The sequence below is a fragment of the Caulobacter sp. GW821-FHT10E02 genome, from assembly GCF_059415225.1.
The window spans coordinates 225107-246917 of record NZ_JBWKMV010000003.1 but is presented as its reverse complement, the minus strand read 5'-3'; the positions used below and the strand labels follow the sequence as shown (position 1 = coordinate 246917).

The window sequence follows — 21811 nt, the reverse complement described above, 5'->3', positions numbered from 1 at the left end:
CACAAGAATTAAAGAGCGTTAATCCCTATGATCAGCGCTTAATATTCAGAAGCTCTTCAAGCATCTGATCGGCAGTGGTGATGATCTTCGACGACGCCGAGTAGGCGCGTTGCGTGGTGATCAGGCCCGTAAACTCAGTCGACAGATCGACCGTCGAAGCTTCCAAGGTCGAGGGGGCCAGCGCGCCGGCTCCACCCTGGCCCGGAGCCTTCAGGCTGTACGTGCCGCTTTCGTTGGTGACGCGGTAAGCGTTGCCGTTGACGCCCTTCAGACCGTTCGGGTTCGAGAAGGTGGCGACGGCGACCTGGGCGATCCTGCGGGTGACGCCGTTGTCGAAGATGGCCGAGACGTAGCCGTCGTCATCCACTTCGATGTTGGTCAGGTTACCGAAGGCCGTACCGTTGGTGTTCACCGACTGGACGACCGACTGGCTGTTGTACTGGGTCAGACCGCCGGCGGCGTTGGCCAGGTCGATCTGGACGTCCTGGGTGTCGATGCCCAGGCCGTCGGCCCAGATCGGCGGCTGCGGCAGTTGCGCGGCCGGCGGGGCCGGCTGGACCACCAGCGGCGTGCCCGAGGCCTGGACCGAGATCGAGGTCGGGCTGGTGCCGCCGAACAGGTTGCCCGTGTCCTTCAGCTTGCCGTCGGTGGTGAATTCGATGATGCCCGAGCTGATCAGGCCGTTGGCGTTGTTGGCCAGGTCGCCCGGCTTGGCGCGCAGTTCGGCGTACCACTGGTTCGGGCCGGGGCCCTTCAGCAGCGACAGGGTGACGGTGCGCTGGCCGCCCTTGGAGTCCGACAGCGGGACCTGGATCTCGAAGTCCGGCTTCACGCCCTTGGTGTTGTCCAGGGCGTAGTCCGACATCGACCAGGAGGCCGGGTCGTACAGCTTGCCCATCTTGGCCTCGGCGTCGGTGGCGATGCCCAGGTCGACCAGGTTGACCTTGTCGCCGGCGGCGTTGATCGCCGTGTCGGTGGTGTTGCCGGCCGGGGTGGTGGCGCCCTTGTAGTCGATCGACGAGCTGACCAGCGCGCCGGTCGAGTCGTAGCCGACCTTGCCGGTGGCGACGATCACGCCGTTTTCCTTGATGTCGACCAGGTATTCGTTGTTGCCGCCGACCGGATTGGCCACGCCCGTCGAGCTGTAGACGACGTCGAAGTTGTGGTTGACCAGGTTGTCGTCCTGGACGTTGGTCTTCGACGGCGAGCCGGCGGTGCCGACCTTGAACGACACGGCGGCCGCGACCGGCTGCTCCGAGCGCAGGTTGGCGTTGACGCCGACGCGGGTCGTCTTCTCGGCGGTGCCGCCGACGCTGCCGACGTTGATCGACGACAGCTGCATCAGGTCCGACGGATCGGGCGTGATCATGCCGCTGACCGGGTCGGCCAGCCAGCCTTGCAGATACAGGCCGGCGTCGTTGCGCAGGTAGCCCAGGTTGTCCAGCTGGAACGAACCGGCGCGGGTGAACGAGCGGGTGTCGGTCGCCGTCAGGTTTTCCGGCTTTTCCGTGGTGACGAAGAAGCCCGAGCCCGAGATCGACAGGTCGAGGTTCGAGGTCGTCGACTGCGTCAGGCCTTGCTGGCTGACATATTGGTGCGTCTGAGCCTTCACGCCGCCGGCGCTGTAGGCCTGGTTCTTCGAGCCGGACGTGACCAGGGTCGAGAAGTTGGCGCTGGAGCGCTTGTAACCGACCGTGTTGACGTTGGCGATGTTGTCCGAGATCGCGGCCAGGGCCGACGAATTGGCGATCAGGCCGGAGACGCCGGCGAGCATGGCGCTGTTGATGCTCATGACTGAATTCCTACTTCTGAATGGGGTTCGAAGGGTTCAGCGCTGTTTGCGTTTGGGTCCGGGGGAAGACCGTCTTCCGGGGACCGCGTCGGCGTCATTCTGACGCCCGTTCGAAGGGTGGTGGTCGGACCTAGGCGGCTTTGTCGTCCGTCTTGTCGTCCGTTTTGTCGTCGGAGTTCGCGGCCACGGCGGTGACGCCGATGACGTTGTCGATGGGGACCGGCTTGCCGTCGATGATGACCTGCGGCTGGCCGGTGGAGTTGTCGACCGCCGTGACCACGCCCTCGGTGCGGCCCTTGACGTTCGTCGCCTTGAGTTCCTTGCCGTCGGCGCCCTTGGCGGTGACGGCGATGGTGTAGACGCCGCCGTTCTCCATCTGGGCGCCGCTGTCGTCCTTGCCGTCCCAGGTGATGGTGTGGTCGCCGCTCTTCTGGTCGTCGGGGTGCAGCGTGCGGATCACCTTGCCCGCGGCGTTCTTCACTTCGACGGTCAGCGAGGTCGAGGCGCCCGGCTGGGTCCACGAGAAGGTCGCCTTGCCGTCCTTCAGGGTCGAGTTGTCGGTGGTCGCGGTGACCTGCTTGCCGATCATGTTGACGCCTTCGGACAGGCCCGTGCCGGTGTTCATGCCGACCAGGGCGGCCAGCAGGTCATTGGTGACCAGCTGCTGCTCGACGCCCGTCATCTGGGTGATCTGGCTGGTCATCTGGGTCGTGTCGGTGGGCGACAGCGGATCCTGGTTCTTCAGCTGGACCGTCAGCAGCTTCAGGAACGTCTGCTCGTTGTTGGCGAGCGACGTGCGCGAGTTGTTGATCTTGTCGAGGACCGAAGAGGTGTTCTGAGACGAGACGGCGGCAGCCATGGCTCGGTCCTTCCTAGATGCGGATGTCGAGACCGCTGTCCGCGGTCGTCTTCAGACCGGGCAGCAGTTCGGGGGTGATCAGGATGTCTTCCTCGCCGTTCAGGGCCGACTGGAACGCGCGGCCCGAGAAGGCGCGCTGTCCCTGGTCGCCGAAGTCCTGGAAGGCGAGGAAGGGGTTGGAATTCTGGCCGCTGTTCTGGCTGGAGACGTCGAACGACAGGCCGTTGTCCGAGACGGTGAAACCGGCGTCGGCCAGAGCCTGGCGCAGTTCGCTGGCCTTGCCGCGCAGCTCCTGGGCGGCGTGGACCGTGTCGAACTTCATCGAGGCGGTCATCGCGCCGTCGCGGCCGATCTCGATGCGCACATCGACCTTGCCCAGGTTGTCCGGGGTCAGGGTGACGTCGAAGCGGGTGGCCTTGTCGCCGGCCTTCTTGATGATCTCGGCCGACAGGGCCGCGACGGTCTCGGGCGCCCCACGCGCGCCCGCCGGAGCAGCCGCGGCGGCGGCGGCGCTGGCGGCCGGGGCCTGAGCCGCCGGAGCCTGGACGGCCATGGCGTTGGTGTCGACCGTGGCGACGGCGGCGGCGGCCGGGGCGTCGACCGCGGCGATCGTCGTGGCGGCCTTGTCCGAACCCTTGGAGTCGGTGGTCGTCTCACCCTTGCCAGCGGAGCCCGCGGCGACGGCGGTCACGGCCTGGGCGGTCTCGACGGCCACGGCGTCGGCGGCCTTGGCCTGGGCCGACAGCGGCGTCAGGCCGGGCTTCTGGGTTTCGGTCGGCTTGGCCGAGGTCTGGGCGGCTTCCGGCGCGGCGGCTTCGGTCGCGGCGGCGTCCGTGGCCACGTCGGCGGCGTCAGCGGCGACGACTTCGGCGACGACCGGAGCCTCGACGACCGGCGCGTCCACCACCGGAGCGGCGAGCGGGGCGACAGGGGCTTGAGCCACCGGCGCTTGCGGGGCGGTCGGTTGAGCGATGGCGGCCTTCGGCGCTTCGGCGGTCTTGGCGTCGGCGGTCTTCGGCGCGGTCAGATCGTCGGTCGAGACCGGCGCGGCGTCGGCGCTGGCCAGGGCGGCCAGGGCCTCGAGGGCGGCAGCGTCGACGGCCTGGCCTTCCGGCGCGGCGGCGACCGGCGCGGCCGTCTGGGCCTGGGCGGCGACCGGCTGTTGTTGGGCCTGAGCCGGCTGAGCGGTCTGGGCGGCGGCCGGCTGGGCCGCGACCGGCGGGATCTGGGCGGCCTGCACGGCGGCGGCGAAGTCAGTGGCCTGGTCGGCGACGGTCGCCGTCGCGTCCACGGCCTGCTGGGCGTCGGTAGCCGCTTCGGCCTGGACCGGAGTCGGGACCGGCGCGGTCATGGCGGCGATCAGGGTGGCGGCGGCTTGAGCCGCGGCGTCGGCGGCGTCGACCGCCCCATCCTTATTGGCCGCGTCCTTCTGGTCGGCGTCCTTGTCCGAGGCCTTGCCGTCGGCGGCGTCGCTCTTGGCGTCCTTGCTCGCGTCGGCCTTGTCCGAAGCCTTGGCGTCGGCCTTGGCGTCGGCGGCGTCCGCCTTGTCGGTCTTGGCTTCGTGGGCGTCATCAGCCTTGTCGGCGCGATCGGCGCGCTTGGCGTCGGACTTGCTGTCGGTCTTGGCCGGCTTGTCGGCGGCCTTCGTATCACGAGCGTCACGGGCGTCACGGGCTTCGTTCCTGGCGTCGTCGCGAGCGTCGCTCTTCGACTCCGTACGCGACGGGGCGCGGGGCGCGGGGGCTTCGTCGCTCTTGCCGGCGATGGCCAGCAGGGCGTCGAAGCCGTTGTCCGACGCCTTGGCGCTCACGGCCGGGGTCGGCGCGGGGGGCAGAGCGGCGGTGGGTGCGGCGATCGCGGTCATTCGCAGTCGTTGCTCGGTTGCTGGCGGTCCGTGACGAACACGCCTTGGTCGACCTCCTCTGAGCAACGGTCGGGCCAACTCGCCAAAACCATCACAAGCCTTTGTTTTATTTCATCTTAATGGCTTGTTTACGAAGAAAAATCGCTCCCCGTGCGGCGCTTTTTGCCGAGTCCTTCCGGTCTTGAAGGACGGGAGTTGCCGCGTCGCCCCGTCGCGGGGCCAGTTGGCGCCGTCCTTGCGCATCACATCTCGTCGAACTTCCGACCACCGGAAACTTTCGCAATGAGATTCAATAGCTTGGCAAATTTCGGGAGCTCCACTCCCTCCGTGACCCGGCAAGTTTCGCCGGGCAACGACGCGCTGTGCGTTGCGCGGTTTGCCGAGCTTAAAGGAGCTGCCGCATGTCGCTGAATGCGATCATGAACACGGCGACGTCCGGCATGATGGCCGCGCAGACGGGTCTGCGCGTCACCTCGGACAACATCGCCAACGTCAACACCACGGGCTACGTCCGCAAGACGATCGCCCAGTCGAACCTGCTGTCCAACGGCATGGGCGTCGGCGTCAGCATCGACGCCATCAAGCGCGCGACCGACCGCTTCCTGCAGTCGGCCAGCCTGAACGCCGCCTCGGACAGCGGCCGCACCTCGGTGGTGGCCGACACCCTGAACCGCGCCCAGCAGCTGTTCGGCGATCCCAGCGGCGACAACAGCTTCTTCTCGACCCTGGACGACATCTACGCCGCCTTCTCGTCGGCGCAGGACGATCCGTCCTCGTCCCTGCTGCGCACCCAGTCGCTGACACGCATCGACGACTTCCTGAGCGAGTCCAGCCGGATCACCTCGTCGCTGTCCAAGCTGGGCAAGGACGCCGACACCCGCATCTCGGCCGATGTCGACCGCGTCAACGACCTGCTCAGCCAGATCGACGGCCTGAACACCGACATCACCCGCGCCAAGGTCGCCGGGGCCGACGCCACCGGCGCCGAGAACGTCCAGAGCAGCCTGGTCGACGAACTCAGCAAGATGATGAACGTGCAGATCACGCCCCGTCAGCTGGGCGGGGTCTATGTGCGTTCGACCGAGGGCCTGCCGCTGGCCGGCGACGGCGCGGCCAAGCTGACCTACCAGACCTCGGCCACGGCCACCGGCTACCTGACCGTCCAGCTGGCCAACGGCTCGGTCCAGCCCACGCCGATGAACATCTCCAGCGGCGAGATCAAGGGCCTGCTGGACGTGCGCAACGTCGAGCTGGTCAATCTGTCCGACCAGCTGGGCGAGTTCACCTCGCGCGCGGCGGAAGAGATCAACCGCGCCGCCAACGCCGCCTCTTCGGTGCCGGCTCCGACCACCATGACCGGCCGCAACACCGGCCTGGACGAGCAGGCGGCCATGACCGGCTTCTCGGGCAAGACCACGATCGCCCTGACCGACAGCAGCGGCGTCATCCAGCGCCGGATCGACATCGACTTCGACGCCGGCACGATGAGCGTCGACGGCGGCGGCGGCCCGACCTTCGACCCGACCAACTTCACGGCCCAGCTGAACGCCGCCATGGGCGGCATGGGCACGGCCGGCTTCTCGGGCGGGGCCCTGACCCTGAACGGCAGCGGCGGCCTGGGCGTGGCCGTCCAGGACGACGCGACCAACCCGTCGCTCAAGGCCGGCAAGGGCTTCAGCCACTATTTCGGCCTCAACGACATCGTCCGCACCAACGGCTATTCGCCGTACGAGACGGGCCTGACGGCGGCCGACCCGCACGGCTTCACCTCGGGCTCGATGACCATTCGCCTGACAGACGTCGAAGGCGGCCGCATCCGCGACATCGTCGTCGACCCGCCCCCGGGCGGCACGATGCAGGACATGCTGGACGCGCTGAACTCGCGCGCCTCGGGCGTGGGCCTCTACGGCCAGTTCTCGCTGAACCCCAAGGGCCAGATCAGCTTCACGTCGAACGGCACGACGCCGGTGTCGATGTCGATCCAGGCCGACACCACCCAGCGCGGCGTCGGCGGTCCGTCGGTCAGCCAGCTGTTCGGCCTGGGCCCGGCCGAGCGCAGCACGCGCGGCGAGAAGTTCTTCGTCAATCAGGCGATGAACGAGAATCCCAAGCTGCTGCCCTTCGCCCAGCTGGACCTGACCCAGGGCGTCGGCGGCAACCCCGCCCTGGCCATCGGCGACGGCCGCGGGGCCCTGGCCCTGGCCAAGTCGGGCGACACCACCACGGGCTTCTCGGCCGCTGGCGACGCCTCGGCCATGACCATGACGGTGTCGCGCTACGCTTCCGACTTCAGCGGCGCGATCGCCCGCAAGTCCTCCACCGCCGCCAGCCGCAAGGACGCCGCCGACGCGGTGTCCAGCGAAGTCGACAGCCAGCGCCAGTCCGAAGAAGGCGTGAACCTCGACGAAGAGCTGATCAACCTGACCACCTACCAGCAAGCCTTCAACGCCTCGGCCCGCCTGATCCAGGCGACCAAGGACATGTTCGATGTGCTCACCGGAATCCTGGGGTAAGCCATGACCCGCGTCTCGACCGTTCAGAACTACAACATCATGACGTCCAACCTGATGGCGGCCCAGATCCGCCAGAACGACGTGGGCGCCCAGGTCTCCAGCCAGAAGGTCGCCACCGATCTGAAGGGCTACGCCAAGAACGCCGAGGTCCTGACCGCCATGCGCGGGACCCAGACCAAGATCAACGGCCTGCTGGACCAGTCCAAGCAGGTCAGCAACCGGCTGGAGATGCAGGATACGGGCCTGGGCCGCGTCTCCGACGCCACCCAGAGCGCCCGCGAGGCCATCGCCAACGCCCTGGCCGCCGGCAACGCCAGCACCCTGATGCAGCAGCTGCGGGCCAATTTCAGCGACGTGATCCAGGGGCTGAACACCAAGTCGAACGGGCTCTACGTCTTCTCCGGCGCCCAGACCGAGACGGCCACGACCTCGGCGACCACCATGGCCGACCTGACCGCCGCGCCGGCCACGTCCGACCTGTTCCACAACGACCAGTACATCACCACCAACCGCATCGACGAGCAGACCAACGCCAAGACCGGCGTGCTGGGCGACGCGATCGGCACCGACGTGTTCGACGCCTTCAAGCAGGTCCAGGCCTATGTCGACGCCAACGGCGACTTCACCGGCAAGTTGGACGACACCCAGACCCAGTTCCTGACCGGTCTGCTGAACGTGTTCGATACGGCCCAGAAGGGCGTGGTCGACCTGCAGGGCAAGAACGGCGTCACCCAGAAGCGCTTCGAGAGCGCCAGCAAGGACCTGTCGAACCAGGCCGACACCCTGACCGGCATGGTCGGCGACATCACCGACGTCGACATGGCCGACGCCGTGACCCGCCTGGAAGCCGCCAAGCTGGCCGTCCAGGCCTCGGCCCAGGTGTTCACCAGCCTGCAGGCCTCGTCGCTGCTGAACGTGCTGAAGTAGGGGGAGCGACAGAGCGTCGCCTCCCCCAACCTCGCAAAAGCGCGCCCTAACCGCTATATGGCGGCTGATGAACGCCGACCTGCTGATCCCGACCGCCCAGAACGACGCCGACGCCCTAATCGCGCGCGCGGTCGAACAGGTGCGCGCGGCCGTCGGTCTGCCGGAGGGCACGCGGATCGTCGCGGCCATGTCCGGGGGCGTGGATTCCACCGTCACCGCCGCCCTGCTGGCCAAGGCCGGCTATGACGTCGTCGGCGTGACCCTGCAGCTCTACGACCACGGCGCGGCGATCACCAAGAAGGGCGCCTGCTGCGCCGGCCAGGACATCCTGGACGCCCGCATGGCCGCCGAGCGCATCGGCATCCCGCACTACGTGCTGGACTACGAAAGCCGCTTCCGCGAGCAGGTCATCGAGGACTTCGCCGACGCCTATCTGCGCGGCGAGACGCCGATCCCCTGCGTGCGCTGCAATCAAACCGTGAAGTTCCGCGACCTGCTGGACGTGGCCCGCGATCTGGGCGCCGAGGCCATGGCGACCGGGCACTATGTGCAGCGCGCCTTCGCCGGCGGCGGCAATCGTCCGCAGCTGCGCCGCGCGGCCGATCCGGCCAAGGACCAGAGCTATTTCCTGTTCGCCACCACGCGCGACCAGCTGGACTTCCTGCGCTTCCCGCTGGGCGGCATGGACAAGCCGACCGTGCGCGCCGTCGCCTTTGGTCTGGGCCTGGCCATCGCAGACAAGCCCGACAGCCAGGACATCTGCTTCGTCCCCGAGGGCAAATACACCACGGTGATCGACCGCATCCGCCCGCAAGGCGCCGAAGCGGGCGACGTCGTGCACCTGGACGGCCGCGTGCTGGGCCGCCACGAGGGCGTGACCCGCTACACCATCGGCCAGCGCCGGGGCCTGAACATCGCCGTCGGCGACCCGCTGTTCGTGGTGAAGATCGACGCCGACAAGCGCCAGGTCATCGTCGGTCCGCGCGAGGCCCTGCTGACCGCCGCCCTCACCCTCAAAGAAGGCAGCTGGCTGGGCGGCCAGGACAGCCTGGAAGCCGCCGCCGAGGACGGTCAGCCTGTGCTGGCCCGCGTCCGCTCGACCCGCGAGCCGGTCGCCGGCCGCCTGTCGATCCGCGACGGCGAAGTCTCGGTCGTGTTCGACGGCGCCGAGGAGGGCGTGGCCCCTGGCCAGGCCTGCGTGCTGTACGATCCGGCCGATCCGGAGCGCGTGCTGGGCGGCGGCTTCATCGCCGGCACGACCCGGACAATGGACCTCGTCGAGGCCTGACGGCCATCTCGGGCGTTGGATCTTCCATGACCCGCGTCCGCGTCATCGATCTCGAGACCGCCGGCTCCGGCCCGCATGACGTCTGCGAGATCGGCTGGCAGGACGTCGTCCAGGATCCGGGCGGCCGCTGGCGTGTCGACGATGCGGGACGCGGCGCGCACTTGGTGAATCCGGGCCGGCCGATCACGCCCGAGACCATGGCCATTCACCACATCATCGACGCCGACGTCGCAGGCGCCCCGTTCTGGAAGGATATAGCGCCATCCGTCCTGCGCCCCGAAGGCGGCGTCCAGGCCCTGGCGGCCCATCGCGCGGCGTTCGAGCAGCGCTTCTGCACGCCGAAACTCACCGGCGGCGCGGCGTGGATCTGCACCTGGAAGTGCGCTTTGCGCCTGTGGCCGCAGCTACAGGGCTTCTCCAACCAGATGCTGCGCTATCAGCGAAACCCCGGAGGCCTGGTCCGCGAGCTGGGCCTGCCGGCCCACCGCGCCCTACCCGACGCCTATGTCACCGCCCATCATCTGCGCGACATGCTGAACGAGGCTTCGCTGGAGCAGCTCCTGACCTGGAGCGCCGAGCCCGGCCTGCTGCCCCGCGTGCCGACCGGTCCCGAGCGCGGCAAGCCCTGGGACCGCCTGCCCGGCGAGACCCTGCGTGCCCTGGCCCAGGACCGCGACGTCAACATCCGCTTCAGCGCCGAGACCGAGCTGCGCCGCCGGGGCGAAGCCGCCGAGCCGAAGCCGACACCGCCGGCCCAGCAGACGCTGCTCTAGGTCCCAAACAGCAAAAACCCCCGCCGGCGAACCGGCGGGGGTTTTGTTGTCGTCAAGCTGACGAAGCGATGCTTACGCGCCGCCCGGGAAACGGAAGGGGACCTTCACCGAACCGGTCTTGGCGCCCATCGGCAGCTTTTCGGCGATGCACATGGCGGCCTTGTCGAAGCCCTTGCCCGCGGCGCTGTTGTCGACGACCTTGCAGTCCGACAGCTTGCCGGCGTCGGCGTTGCATTCCAGCATGACCTGGGCGGCGTCACGGGTGTTCGCGAACTGCTGCAGGCAGCGGCCCATCTGGTCTTCGAAGCCGCCAGCGGCCGACGCGGCCTGAGCGACGAAGAAGCTGCCAGCGATACCGGCGGCGAGCGCGATCGAGAGTTTCATGTGTGGTCCAGCCCCTTGCGGCGTTTCAATCTGATGTGACTGTTCTCGCAGGTAGGAACCAAGGAATGGCTAAGGTTCGCGGTTAATCATTTCCAAAAATGGTGAATGACCGCAGGCGGATGAAAACCAAGGTTTCGGTATGTGGCGCGGAGGGATCGAGATGACGCAGACGACCAGGCATCGCATCTACGGCATGGCCTTCGCCAGCGTGTATCCAGCCTATGTCGCCAAGGCCGAGAGGAAGGGCCGCACCCGGGCCGAGGTGGATGAGATCATCCTTTGGCTGACCGGTTTCAGTCCGGAAGCGTTCGCGGCCCAGCTGGCCGAGAAGAAGGACTTCGAGACCTTCTTCGCCGAGGCCCCGGCCATGAACCCCGCCCGCGCCGAGATCAAGGGCGTGGTTTGCGGCGTCCGCGTCGAGGAAGTCGCCGACCCGCTGATGCGCGAGATCCGCTACCTGGACAAGCTGGTCGACGAGCTGGCCAAGGGCAAGGCGATGGAGAAGATCCTGCGGGCCTAGGGCAGCTTTTACGTCCCCCATACCGCTCATCCCCGCGAAAGCGGGGACCCAAGCGGCGTTTGGGATAGTGAACGGGCCGCGCCTTAGCCAACTGAGTCAGCTTGGGTCCCCGCTTTCGCGGGGATGAGCGGAGTTTGAGAGGCCCTACTCCGCCGCGATCTTGGCCGCTTCCAGGGCCTCGCCGACGGTCAGGCCGCGCTCGGGCGGCGCGCTGCGTTCCAGGTCGCGGCGCTGGACGACCTCGCCGCAGGCCTCGCAGGCCAGCACGGGGTGGAAGGCGCAGCCGCAGCCCTTGTGGTTGAACAGCACCGGCGACTGGTCGCGACCATAGACATAGCGGTCGCCCCACTCCGACATGGTCAGCAGCACCGGCGACAGGGCCAGGCCCTTCTCGGTCAGCCAGTACTCGTGACGCGGCGGACGCTCGGAATAGCGGCGGGTCTCCATGACGCCATGGGCGACCAGGGTCTTGAGGCGCGCGGCCAGGACATTGCGGGCCACGCCCAGCCGTTCCTGCCACTGCTCGAAGCGTTTCACCCCGGCGAAGGCGTCGCGCAGGATCAGCAGGGTCCACGGATCGCCCACGACTTCCAGCGTGGCGGCGACCGAGCAACGTTCGTTCGTATAGTCAGCTGTGCGACCCATTTGGCGAGGTTGCGGCGTTCCGCGAGGGAAAGCAAGAGAGCGTTGCGTTTGAATATGAACCATAGTAGGTTTTTTATCGCAATTGACTCTCTCGGTTATTGCAGGACTGGCGAGGCGCGGCGATCTCGATCCGCAGCGCCTCGCCCCTTTCCCATCACATCCTCGCAACCCACTTGCGTATGAGCGGGTGATCAGGGCCTATCTCGCCTCAAAATACCGCTTCAGGGAGCTAAACCATGTCCGCGTCCGATCTCGTCGTCATCGTCTCCTACGCCCGCACGCCGATGGGCGGCTTCCAGGGCGCTCTGGGCGGGGTAAAGGCCACCGAGCTGGGCGCGACGGCGGTCAAGGCGGCCATCGAGCGGGCCGGCGTGGCGGGCGACAAGGTCGAGCAGATCTTCATGGGCTGCGTGCTGCCGGCCGGTCTCGGCCAAGCCCCCGCTCGCCAGGCGGCGCTGGGCGCGGGCCTGCCGCTCTCGGTCGAGGCCACCACCGTCAACAAGATGTGCGGCAGCGGCATGCAGGCCGCGATCCTGGCCCATGACGCGCTGAAGGCCGGCTCGGTCGACCTTGTGGTCGCCGGCGGCATGGAGAGCATGACCGGCGCGCCCTACCTGATGTCCAAGCACCGCGGCGGCGCCCGCATCGGCCACGACCAGATGTGGGACTCGATGTACCTGGACGGGCTGGAGGACGCCTACACCACCGGCAAGCTGATGGGCGCCTTCGCCCAGGAGACCGCCGACCAGTACCAGTTCACCCGCGAGGCCATGGACGACTACGCCACCAAGGGCCTGATGAAGGCCAAGGCCGCCGTCGAGAGCGGCGCGTTCAAGGCCGAGATCGTCCCGGTCACCGTCGTCACCCGCAAGGGGACCGAGGTGGTCGACACCGACGAGCAGCCCGGCAAGGCCGACCCGGCCAAGATCCCGACCCTGCGCCCGGCCTTCAGCCGCGACGGCTCGGTCACCGCCGCCAACAGCTCCTCGATCAGCGACGGCGCCGCCGCCCTGGTCATGACCCGCGAGAGCGTCGCCAAGGAACTGGGCCTGCCGATCCTGGCCCGCGTGGTCAGCCACGCCGCCCACGCCCACGAGCCGGGCCTGTTCACCACCGCCCCGGTGCCCGCCATGCGCAAGGCGCTGAAGAAGGCCGGCTGGACGATCGACGACGTCGATCTCTTCGAGATCAACGAAGCCTTCGCCGTGGTGCCGATGATCGCCCAGCAGGAACTGGGCTTCGACGGCGACAAGCTGAACGTCAACGGCGGCGCCTGCGCGCTGGGCCACCCGATCGGCGCGTCGGGCGCGCGGATCCTGTGCACGCTGATCAACGCCCTGCAGTCGCGGGGCAAGACCAAGGGCCTGGCGTCGCTCTGCATCGGCGGCGGTGAAGCCACCGCGATGGCGATCGAGCTGGTCTAGTCCCATCTAGGGTGCTCTCCCGCAACGCGGGGGAGCATCAAGCGTTGGAACATCCATGACCGACACCTTCCGCCACAACCCCGAACTCAGCCGCTACGAGCTGGAGGTCGACGGCCTGCTGGCCGTGGCCGACTATCAGCGCTCCGGGCACCGGCTGGTGATCCCGCACGTGGAGGCCGACGTGGCCCTGCGCGGCACTGGGGCCGCCGGACGGCTGATGACCAAGGTCGCCGAGACGGCGCGCGCCGAGGGCATGCGGATCACTCCGCTGTGCTCCTACGCGGCCGCCTGGCTGAAGCGGAACGACCCGGACCTGATCGCCTAACCCCTCTCCCGCTGCTCGGCCACGAACGCCACGCGGTCCAGCACCTCCTGCTCCGCCGCCGGCCCTGCGCCATAGACGAAGTGGCGGCCGTCGATCGGCTTGCCGCTGACCTTGTCGACCAGCACAGGCTCGGCCGGCAGCCCCGTCTCGACGTCGAAAAGAGCGCTGGCCACGCCGTCGGGGAAGAAGTGACGGTTGCCGAACGCCATCAGCGCGGTCAGCACCGGCTGGAAGTCGCGCCCGAGCTCGGTCAGCACATACTCATAGCGCGGCGGCCGCTCGCTGTAGCGGCGCTTCTCCAGCAGGCCGCTCTCGACCAGCCCCGCCAGCCGCTTGGTCAGGATGTTGGGCGCGACGCCCAGGCTTTTCTCGAACTGATCGAACCGGCTCAAGCCCTGGGACGCGTCGCGCAGGATCAGGAACGACCAGGGGTCGCCCACCCGCTCCAGCGTTCGCCCGACAGGGCACTGCTTGTACCGCGAGCTGCTCGCGGCGGAGGACAGGACGGGTGTTTGCGAAGCGGCCATGCAAATAATTTGGGAAGTCACTTGCGGTTTGCAAGTTACCTCATAGCTAGGGGTCACGCCGGACCGTTGGGGCCTCGGCAAGAGCACTGAGGAACCACACCATGACCACTTCGAACAAGGGCGCCGCCCTGATCACCGGCGCTTCGACCGGCATCGGCGCCACCTATGCCGACCGTCTGGCCAAGCGCGGCTACGACCTGATCCTGGTCGCCCGCGACGAAGCCCGCCTGAACGCCCTGGCCGACCGTCTGCGCGCCGAAGCGGGCGTCAAGGTCGAGGTCATCCTCGCCGACCTGACCGACAAGGCCGCCCTGCTGAAGCTGGAAGAGCGCCTCGCGACCGACACCAACATCGCCGCGCTGGTCAACAACGCGGGTGTCGCGGGCTCCAACGACTTCGTCGCGTCCGATCCCGATGCGTTCGAGAAGATGATCCAGCTGAACGTCACGGCCGTGACCCGCCTGGCCGCCGCGGCGGCGCGCAACTTCATCCCGCGCAACAAGGGCGCGATCGTCAACATCGCCTCGGTGGTCGGGCTGATGCCGGAACTGGGCATGCCGGTCTACGGCGCGACCAAGGCCTTCGTGACCTATCTGACCCAAGGCCTGCGCGTGCAGTTCGGCGACTCCGCCGTGCGCCTGCAAGCCGTGCTGCCGGGCGCCACGCGCACCGAGATCTGGGAGCGCTCTGGCCAGGACGTCAATTCGCTGGACCCGAACATGCTCATGGGCGTCGATGACATGGTCGACGCGGCGCTCGCCGGCTTCGACCAGGGCGAGCTGGTGACGATCCCGTCGCTGCCCGACGCGGCCGACTGGGAAGGCGCCCTGGCCGCCAAGGCCAAGCTCTATCCCAACCTGTCGCGCAGCCAGCCGGCGGCTCGCCTGAAGACCGCTTAAATAGCGGAAAGCTCGCCGGCGCGGCGCTCACTCCCGCGCCGGCGAGTCCGCCCTGATCGGCTTTCCCGGGTTGATGCGCACCGGGAAAACCGATCTGGAACGCGAAACTAGCTGAGCACCATCACCACGACGCGGCGGTTCTGGGCCCGGCCCTCACGCGTTTCGTTGGGGGCGACCGGGGCGTCCTGGCCGTACGAGATCGTCGCCATGCGGTTCAGGGCGACGCCGTGCACGCTGAGGAACTTGCGCACGGTTTCCGCGCGCTTCTCGCCGAGCTCGTCGTTGTATTCCTTGGAGCCCGAGTTGTCGGTGTGGCCCTGGATTTCCAGGTACACGTTCTTGTTGTCGGTCTTCAGCTTCTCGGTGAACTCCGACAGGCGCTGTTCGGCTTCCGGCGAGAGGTTCGCGGCGTTGACCGGGAACTTCACGGAGTCGTCGCTCAGCACCAGGGCGTACTGGAACTTGCCCTCGGCCAGCTTGCCGGCGGCGATGGCGCGTTCCAGCGCGTCCTTGGAGGTCTTGTCCAGCTCGCCGATCTGGGTGTCATGAGCGCTGACCCGCTCATTGACGGCGCCAACCTGCTGGTTGACGAACTTCTTGGTCGCGCAGCCGCTGACCGACAGGCCGCCCATCACCAGGGCGGCGGCGACCATCATGGTCTTCGTGCTTGCTATCATTGTTTGGGTCTCGTCCGTAGAATGGGGTTGCGGGACGTCCTGCAACGCTCGCAGTGGCAAATCGGACAGCAGAACTTGACCAAAGATGGGCGCGATTCCGGCGCTCCTAGGTCAAGCTAGACCATTGATACTCAAGCTCTTTTCATTGACTTCTATACCGCGCGCAAGCGCCGTGTCCGGAGTTTGGTTCCGAAGATTATTTAGTTTTCGGAGAGACCCGAAAGCCACGCCTGGAAGGCCCGCAAGGCCGGAGTCGGGGCCCGAGATTTCAGCCAGGTCAGCCAGTAGCGGCCGGCGCTGACCTGAGTCTCGAAGGGCCGGATCAGCCGTCCTTCCTGCAGATGCCGCTCGAACATCATCGGCGGCGCCAGGGCCACGCCGGCGCCCTGCAGGGCCGCCTCGACCATCACCCAGGAGCTGTCGAACACCGGGCCACGGATCGGCGGCGGCGACAAGCCCGCGGCGGCGAACCAGTCGGGCCAGTCGGCGGCGCGGTAGCTGCGCAGCAGGGTCTCGCCGAACAGGTCGGAGGGCCCGGCCAGACGCTCGGCCACCGCCGGCGAGCACAGCGGGCTCATCGGCGCCTCGAAGAGCGGCGCGGCCTCGGTGCCGTGCCAGGCCCCGTCGCCGAACCGCACCGCGCAGTCCAGCCCCTCGCCCGCCAGGTCGGTGCGGTTGTTGTTGGTGAAGATCCGCAGATCCACGAACGGATGGGTCTCGCGAAAGGCCGGCAGGCGCGGCAACAGCCAGCCGACCGCGAAGGTGCCCACGACCCCGACGCTCAAGACCTCCAGCACCCGGCCGCCCTCGAACCGCGCCAGGACGTCGCCCAGCTTGTCGAACGAGTCCCGCACGCTGGGCAGCAAAGCGAGGCCCTCGTCGGTCAGGGCCAGGCCGCGCGGCAGCCGGCGGAACAAAGCTGCGCCCAGCCGGGCCTCCAGTCCCTTCACCTGATGGCTGACGGCGGCCTGGGTCACGCACAGCTCGATAGCCGCCCGGGTGAACGACAGATGCCGGGCCGAGGCCTCGAAGGCGCGCAGGGCGTTGAGCGGGAGTTGGGCGCGGCTCATGAAGACCCAAATCTATCTAGGGGCTCCGCCAAGGTATCGTCGTTTGCGGTGAACGCCAGCCCCGGGCAGGTTTCGCGGGCAAGGAGACCGACCCAATGCTTCATCGTCGCAAGTTCTTAACGGCCCTGGCGGCCGCGCCCGTCCTCATGCCTGTGCTCGGCCAAGCCGCCGTGTTCACCAGCGCCCCGTCCTCCGCCCTTAGCTCACGTATTAACGAATTGGAGCAGCGTAGCGGCGGCCGCCTGGGCGTGGCGGTGCTGGACACCCACGACGGTCGCCGGTTCGCCTGGCGCGGCGACCAGCGCTTCCGCATGTGCAGCACGTTCAAAATGCCCCTCGCCGCCGCCATCCTGCGCCGCGTCGATCAGGGCCGCGAGCGCCTGGACCGCAAGATCGCCTATGGCCCGGACGTGCTGATGGGTAATTCGCCGGTAGTCGAGAAGCATCTCGGCCAGGGCATGACCGTCGGCGCGCTGTGCGAGGCCACGATCACCTGGAGCGACAACGCCTCCGCCAACCTGCTGCTCGATGCGCTAGAGGGCCCGGCCGCCCTGACCCGCTTCCTCCGCGCCCTCGGCGACCAGACCACCCGCTGCGACCGCCGCGAACCGGAACTCAACACCGGCGCCGAGGACGACCCGCGCGACACCACCACGCCCACGGCCATCCTCGAGACCTGGAAGACCCTGCTGACCACCGACACCCTCTCGCCCGTCTCCCGCAAGCAGCTGACCGCCTGGGTCGTGGCCAACCGCACCGGCGGCAAGCGCCTGCGCGCGGGCCTGCCGCGCGGCTGGAAGGTCGGCGACAAGACCGGCAACAACGGCAAGGACACCACCAACGACATCGCCGTGATCTGGCCGCCGGGACGCAAGCCGCTGTTCATCGCGGCCTTCCACGACAAGGGCTCGGCGGATGATGACGTGCGGAACGCGGTGCTGGCCGACGTGGCGCGGGCGGTCGTGACGGCGGGGTTCGGGGCGTAAAGTTATCCACAGGGCACGACCCAAGCGCCCCCTCCGTCTCGCCGCGTATCCGCGGCGATCCACCTCCCCCGTTTCACGGGTGAGGAGATACCCCCCTCTCCTCCCCCGCCTGCGGGGGAGGTAGCGCGATGCGGATACGCATCGTGACGGAGGGGGCGCTCAAACGCTCATCCCATCCCCGCCCAGAAACCAACATTTCCCTTCCCAGATAACCCCTTACCTAAAAACACCCGTTTCCTGTCCCCACCCCTCCACATCGCCCCATGCTCATCCCTCATGAGCCAGTCCCTCACGCCCAGCGCCTGGTGCGCAGAAATCCAGGCCAAGCTGATGGCCGCCCTCGACGCGGCCTGGACCCTGGCCGAGACCAGCGACGATCCCGTGGTCATCGCCAAGGCCCGCGCCAAGGCTCGGCTTTGCGGCCAGCTCGCCTCGGACGCCCGCAAGATCGCGACCATGGTCCCCCAGCCCAAGACGCCCGAGGCCAAGCCCCGCCACCTGCCGGCCGCGATCCATGAAGCCTTCGACCGCCTGGACGCCGCCACCGCGCCGCTGATCGCCGAAGCCGTGCGCGACACGGACAAGCCGCCGGCCGCCCAGGCCGTGGCGATGCAGGCGGCGCTGCGGAAGCTGAAGCGGCGCTAACAGCCTCACCACTCTTGTTACCGCTACCTCATCTGCTAGCTTCCGCCGCGCGACACCGGTGACCGAAACCGGGGCGCGGGGAGAAGACGACCATGCTCAAGACCATCGCGCCGTCGCTGATCGCACTCGCCCTGGCGTCCGCCGCCTCCGCGCAATCCCTGCCCTACCAGGACCCCAAGCTCCCCGCCGCCCAGCGCGCCGCCGACCTGGTCGGCCGCATGACGCTGGAGGAGAAGGCCGGCCAGCTCCGCCACGCCGCGCCGGCCATCCCGCGCCTGTCGGTCCCGGCCTACAACTGGTGGAACGAGGGCCTGCACGGGGTGGCGCGAGCCGGTGAGGCCACGGTGTTCCCGCAGGCCATCGGCATGGCCGCCACCTGGGACGCGCCGTTCATCCAAGCGGTCGCCGACACCATCGCCACCGAATTCCGGGCCAAGTACCTGGAGAAGGTCGGGCCCGACGGCTCGACGGCGCAGTATCGCGGCCTGACGGTCTGGTCGCCCAACATCAACATCTTCCGCGACCCGCGCTGGGGCCGGGGCCAGGAGACCTGGGGCGAGGATCCGTTCCTGACCGCGACCCTGGGCTCGGCCTTCGTCGAGGGGCTGCAAGGGCCCGACCTCAACCACCTCAAGACCCTGGCCACCGCCAAGCACTTCGCCGTGCACAGCGGTCCCGAGGCCGACCGCCATCGCGACGACATCCACCCCTCGCGCCACGACCTGGAAGACACCTATCTGCCGGCCTTCGAGGCGCTGATCACCAAGGCCAAGGCCCAGGCGGTGATGTGCGCCTACAACGCGGTCGACGGCCAACCGGCCTGCGCCAGCGACGAGCTCCTGAAGGATCGCCTGCGCGGGACCTGGAAGTTCGACGGCCACGTGGTCTCGGACTGCGCGGCCATCGCCGACGTCTACCTGCCGACCTCGCACGCCTATCGGAAGACCCCGGCCGAGGCGTTCGCGGTCAGCCTGAAGGCCGGCACCGACCTGCTCTGCGACTTCGGCGGCGCCAACGGCGTCGAGGCGCCGGCGATCGTCGAGGCGGTGCGCACGGGCCTGGTCACCGAAGCCGAGGTCGATGTGGCCATGCGCCGGCTGTTCGAGGCCCGCATGCGGCTTGGCCTGTTCGATCCGGCCGGGACCGGGCCCTACGGCAAGATCACCGCCGCCGACAACGACACGCCCGCCCACCGGGCCCTGGCGCTGAAGGCCGCCCAGAACGCCATGGTGCTGCTGAAGAACGACGGCCTGCTGCCGCTGAAGGCCGCGCCGAAGTCGATCGCCGTGATCGGGCCCAATGCCGACAGCGTCGACGCCCTGGTCGGCAACTACAACGGCACCCCGTCCAAGCCGATTACCGTGCTGGCCGGGATCCGCGCGCGCTTCCCGGACGCCAAGGTCACCTACGTCCAGGGCACGGGCCTGATCGGTCCGCCCAGCGAGCCGACGCCGGACGCGATCTTCTGCCAGGACGCCGCCTGCGCCACCAAGGGCCTGAAGGTCGAGGAATATGCGGGCCTGGACTTCGCCGGCGCCCCGACCGCCACCCGCACCGAGGCCAACGCCGGCTTCAGCTGGGGCCGCCCGACCCGCAGCCCCCGCCAGACCTCGATCCGCTGGAGCGGCTTCGTCACGCCCAAGGACAGCGGCCCGCACAGCTTCGCCGTGACCGGCGAGCGCGGCTGGCGGGTGTTGATCGACGGCAAGGTCGTCGCCGACGCGTGGGACACCGGCGTCGATCCGGCCCAGGCCCAGACCGTGATGCTGACCGCCGGCAAGGCCCACGCCATCGTCATCGAGGCCCGCCAGGACGGCGATCGCGGCGAGCAGCGCCTGACCTGGAGCCAGCCTTCGGACAACCACGACACCGCCATCGCCGCGGCCAAGGGCGTCGACCTCGTGGTCTTCGTCGGCGGCCTGTCGGCCCGGATCGAGGGCGAGGAGATGCCGGTCAAGGCCCCGGGCTTCGCCGGCGGCGACCGCACCAGCCTCGACCTGCCCGCCCCGCAGGAAAAGCTGCTGGAGGGCCTGCAGGCCACCGGCAAGCCGGTGGTGCTGGTGCTGGTCAACGGCTCGGCGATGAGCGTGAACTGGGCCGACAAGGCCGTGCCGGCCATCGTCGAGGCCTGGTATCCCGGCGGCGAAGGCGGCAAGGCGGTGGCGGGTCTGCTGGCCGGCGACTTCAGCCCGGCCGGCCGCCTGCCGGTGACCTTCTACCGCTCGGCCGACCAGCTGCCAGCGTTCAAGGACTACACCATGGCCGGCCGCACCTACCGCTACTTCGGTGGCGAGGCGCTGTACCCGTTCGGCTACGGCCTGTCCTACACGAGCTTCAAGTACGGCAAGCCGGTGCTCAGCGCGGCCAAGCTGAAGGCCGGCCAGCCGCTGAAGGTCTCGGTCGAGGTCACCAACACCGGCGGCCGCGACGGCGACGAGGTGGCCCAGCTCTACGTCTCGCGCCCCGGCCAGGCCGGCGCGCCGATCCGGGCGCTGAAGGGCTTCCAGCGGGTGACCCTGAAGACGGGCGAGACCCGCAAGCTCGACTTCACCCTGGACGCGGCAGCCTTCGCCACGGTCGACGCCGACGGCAAGCGCGCGATCAAGCCCGGCGCCGCCGACCTCTGGATCGGCGGCGGCCAGCCCGTGAGCCGGCCGGGCCTTTCGGCGCCGGCCGGGGTGGCTACGAAGGTGACGATCGTTCCTTAAAACGTCTCGCCGACCAGCTTCTCGCTCAGCGCCCACAGGGCCTGGGCGTTGGCTGGATCGAGGGCGTAGCCGCGAACGCCGGCGCGGACTTCCGAGGCGTCCTCGACCCGCTTGGCGACGTGGCAGTCCTCGCAATAGAGACCGCCGACCTCCTCGACCGGAGCGACGACGCCGGCCCAGACGCTGGTGGCCGCGCCCTGCGGGATGGTCTTCCACTCGAAGGCGTCGGCGCCGGCGGCGGCGGCCTGGGCGTTCAGGTTGTCGATCATGCCCTGGATGAAGGCCGGGTCCAGGTGGCGGGCCAGCTCGGTCTGGATGCCGCCCGGGTGCACGGCCACGGCGCGGACGCCGCGATCCTTGTGGCGGCGGTCGAACTCGACAGCGAACAGGATGTTGGCGGTCTTGGAGCGGCCATAGGCCTCGAACGGCGTGTAGTCGGTGGTCTCGAAGTTCGGGTCCGCCAGGTTCACGTCCGAGAAGCGGTGGCCCGACGAGGCCAGCGACACCACGCGCGAGCCGGCCTTCAGCAGGCTGGCGATGCGGTTGATGAAGGTGAAGTGGCCCAGGTGGTTGGTGCCGAACTGGGTCTCGAAGCCGTCGACGGTCTTGCCCAGCGGCGTGGCCATGACGCCGGCATTGGCGATGACCAGGTCGAAGCCGCGGCCATCGGCGACCAGAGCGTCGGAGGCGGCGCGGACGCTGGCCAGGCTGGCAAGGTCCAGTTCGATCAGCGACAGCGAACCGCCGCTCTTGGCCGCGGCTTCACTCACGACGGCGGTCGCGCCCTCGGCCTTGGCCAGGTCGCGGGCCGCGCCGACCACATCAGCGCCGTGGGCGGCCAGGGCGCGGGCGGTCTCGACGCCCAGGCCGGCCGAGACGCCGGTGACCAGCACGCGCTTGCCCTTGAGGTCGACGCCGGCCAGGACGTCGTCGGTGGTGGATTTGGCGCCGAATTGATTGCTCATGACTCTCTCGTCCCCAAAAG

20 protein-coding genes are annotated in these 21811 nt (G+C 68.6%); 11 read left to right on the top strand and 9 right to left on the bottom strand.

Translation table 11 applies throughout. The annotated features are described in order from the left end of the window. Positions 1-31 precede the first annotated feature (31 nt). The 3 genes from flgE to AC07NI_RS16370 form a co-directional block, all read right to left on the bottom strand. The gene (flgE, locus tag AC07NI_RS16380) at positions 32-1792 is read right to left on the bottom strand and encodes a flagellar hook protein FlgE (protein ID WP_494620996.1); all 1761 of its coding nucleotides are present in this window, start codon (positions 1790-1792) and stop codon (positions 32-34) included. Positions 1793-1922: 130 nt separating this feature from the next. Continuing rightward, positions 1923-2651 carry a flagellar hook assembly protein FlgD gene (locus AC07NI_RS16375; protein ID WP_494620994.1) on the bottom strand — a complete coding sequence of 243 codons (729 nt, stop codon included), beginning with the start codon at positions 2649-2651 and terminating at the stop codon, positions 1923-1925. A gap of 13 nt (positions 2652-2664) precedes the next feature. Then, positions 2665-4515, bottom strand: a complete 1851-nt coding sequence (locus AC07NI_RS16370; RefSeq protein ID WP_494620992.1) for a flagellar hook-length control protein FliK — start codon at positions 4513-4515, stop codon at positions 2665-2667. A 401-nt stretch (positions 4516-4916) separates the two neighbouring features. Between AC07NI_RS16370 and flgK the strand changes: the two genes are divergently transcribed. The 4 genes from flgK to AC07NI_RS16350 all read left to right on the top strand — a co-directional run bounded on the left by flgK (position 4917) and on the right by AC07NI_RS16350 (position 10016). Then, on the top strand, positions 4917-7028 hold the full coding sequence (gene flgK / locus AC07NI_RS16365) for a flagellar hook-associated protein FlgK (protein ID WP_494620990.1): 2112 nt from the start codon (positions 4917-4919) through the stop codon (positions 7026-7028). A 3-nt stretch (positions 7029-7031) separates the two neighbouring features. Then, the gene (locus AC07NI_RS16360; RefSeq protein WP_494620988.1) at positions 7032-7955 is read left to right on the top strand and encodes a flagellin; all 924 of its coding nucleotides are present in this window, start codon (positions 7032-7034) and stop codon (positions 7953-7955) included. A gap of 67 nt (positions 7956-8022) precedes the next feature. After that, positions 8023-9243, top strand: a complete 1221-nt coding sequence (gene mnmA, locus AC07NI_RS16355) for a tRNA 2-thiouridine(34) synthase MnmA (RefSeq protein WP_494620986.1) — start codon at positions 8023-8025, stop codon at positions 9241-9243. 26 nt (positions 9244-9269) lie between these two features. Beyond that, positions 9270-10016, top strand: a complete 747-nt coding sequence (locus tag AC07NI_RS16350) for a DNA polymerase III subunit epsilon (RefSeq protein WP_494620984.1) — start codon at positions 9270-9272, stop codon at positions 10014-10016. Positions 10017-10088: 72 nt separating this feature from the next. On the opposite strand, the gene AC07NI_RS16345 is transcribed toward AC07NI_RS16350, so the two are convergent. Then, the gene (locus tag AC07NI_RS16345; protein ID WP_494620982.1) at positions 10089-10400 is read right to left on the bottom strand and encodes a hypothetical protein; all 312 of its coding nucleotides are present in this window, start codon (positions 10398-10400) and stop codon (positions 10089-10091) included. A 160-nt stretch (positions 10401-10560) separates the two neighbouring features. Here AC07NI_RS16345 and AC07NI_RS16340 point away from each other — a divergent pair, with 160 nt between their 5' ends. Then, a complete protein-coding gene (locus AC07NI_RS16340) occupies positions 10561-10920 on the top strand; it encodes a DUF2200 domain-containing protein (RefSeq protein WP_494620980.1) in 360 nt (119 codons plus the stop codon). Positions 10921-11064: 144 nt separating this feature from the next. Here the strand turns inward: AC07NI_RS16340 and AC07NI_RS16335 are convergent, their stop codons facing one another. Then, on the bottom strand, positions 11065-11565 hold the full coding sequence (locus tag AC07NI_RS16335) for a winged helix-turn-helix transcriptional regulator (protein ID WP_125156037.1): 501 nt from the start codon (positions 11563-11565) through the stop codon (positions 11065-11067). Between the two features lie 236 nt (positions 11566-11801). Between AC07NI_RS16335 and AC07NI_RS16330 the strand changes: the two genes are divergently transcribed. Both AC07NI_RS16330 and AC07NI_RS16325 read left to right on the top strand, forming a co-directional pair. Next, a complete protein-coding gene (locus tag AC07NI_RS16330) occupies positions 11802-12989 on the top strand; it encodes a thiolase family protein (RefSeq protein WP_494620978.1) in 1188 nt (395 codons plus the stop codon). 55 nt (positions 12990-13044) lie between these two features. Continuing rightward, a complete protein-coding gene (locus AC07NI_RS16325; protein ID WP_494620976.1) occupies positions 13045-13314 on the top strand; it encodes a GNAT family N-acetyltransferase in 270 nt (89 codons plus the stop codon). Here the strand turns inward: AC07NI_RS16325 and AC07NI_RS16320 are convergent. Further along, positions 13311-13841 carry a winged helix-turn-helix transcriptional regulator gene (locus AC07NI_RS16320; RefSeq protein ID WP_494620974.1) on the bottom strand — a complete coding sequence of 177 codons (531 nt, stop codon included), beginning with the start codon at positions 13839-13841 and terminating at the stop codon, positions 13311-13313. The two genes, AC07NI_RS16325 and AC07NI_RS16320, sit on opposite strands and share 4 nt — an antisense overlap. Positions 13842-13942: 101 nt before the next feature. Here AC07NI_RS16320 and AC07NI_RS16315 point away from each other — a divergent pair, with 101 nt between their 5' ends. Next, positions 13943-14740, top strand: a complete 798-nt coding sequence (locus AC07NI_RS16315) for an SDR family NAD(P)-dependent oxidoreductase (protein ID WP_494620972.1) — start codon at positions 13943-13945, stop codon at positions 14738-14740. 107 nt (positions 14741-14847) lie between these two features. Here the strand turns inward: AC07NI_RS16315 and AC07NI_RS16310 are convergent, their stop codons facing one another. Next, entirely contained in the window at positions 14848-15417 is a 570-nt protein-coding gene (locus AC07NI_RS16310) for an OmpA family protein (protein WP_494620970.1), read from the bottom strand. Between the two features lie 200 nt (positions 15418-15617). Next, a complete protein-coding gene (locus AC07NI_RS16305) occupies positions 15618-16487 on the bottom strand; it encodes a LysR family transcriptional regulator (protein WP_494620968.1) in 870 nt (289 codons plus the stop codon). Between the two features lie 95 nt (positions 16488-16582). Between AC07NI_RS16305 and bla the strand changes: the two genes are divergently transcribed. From bla to AC07NI_RS16290, 3 genes are all read left to right on the top strand, one after another. Then, positions 16583-17473 (top strand): class A beta-lactamase, encoded by an 891-nt coding sequence (bla, locus tag AC07NI_RS16300; protein ID WP_494620966.1) that lies wholly within the window; start codon positions 16583-16585, stop codon positions 17471-17473. A gap of 276 nt (positions 17474-17749) precedes the next feature. Further along, positions 17750-18118 carry a hypothetical protein gene (locus AC07NI_RS16295; protein ID WP_494620964.1) on the top strand — a complete coding sequence of 123 codons (369 nt, stop codon included), beginning with the start codon at positions 17750-17752 and terminating at the stop codon, positions 18116-18118. Between the two features lie 92 nt (positions 18119-18210). Continuing rightward, positions 18211-20826, top strand: a complete 2616-nt coding sequence (locus AC07NI_RS16290) for a glycoside hydrolase family 3 C-terminal domain-containing protein (RefSeq protein ID WP_494620962.1) — start codon at positions 18211-18213, stop codon at positions 20824-20826. Here the strand turns inward: AC07NI_RS16290 and AC07NI_RS16285 are convergent. Then, positions 20823-21791: an SDR family NAD(P)-dependent oxidoreductase gene (locus AC07NI_RS16285; RefSeq protein ID WP_494620960.1), complete on the bottom strand. Its 969-nt coding sequence runs from the start codon at positions 21789-21791 to the stop codon at positions 20823-20825. The two genes, AC07NI_RS16290 and AC07NI_RS16285, sit on opposite strands and share 4 nt — an antisense overlap. Positions 21792-21811 lie beyond the last annotated feature (20 nt).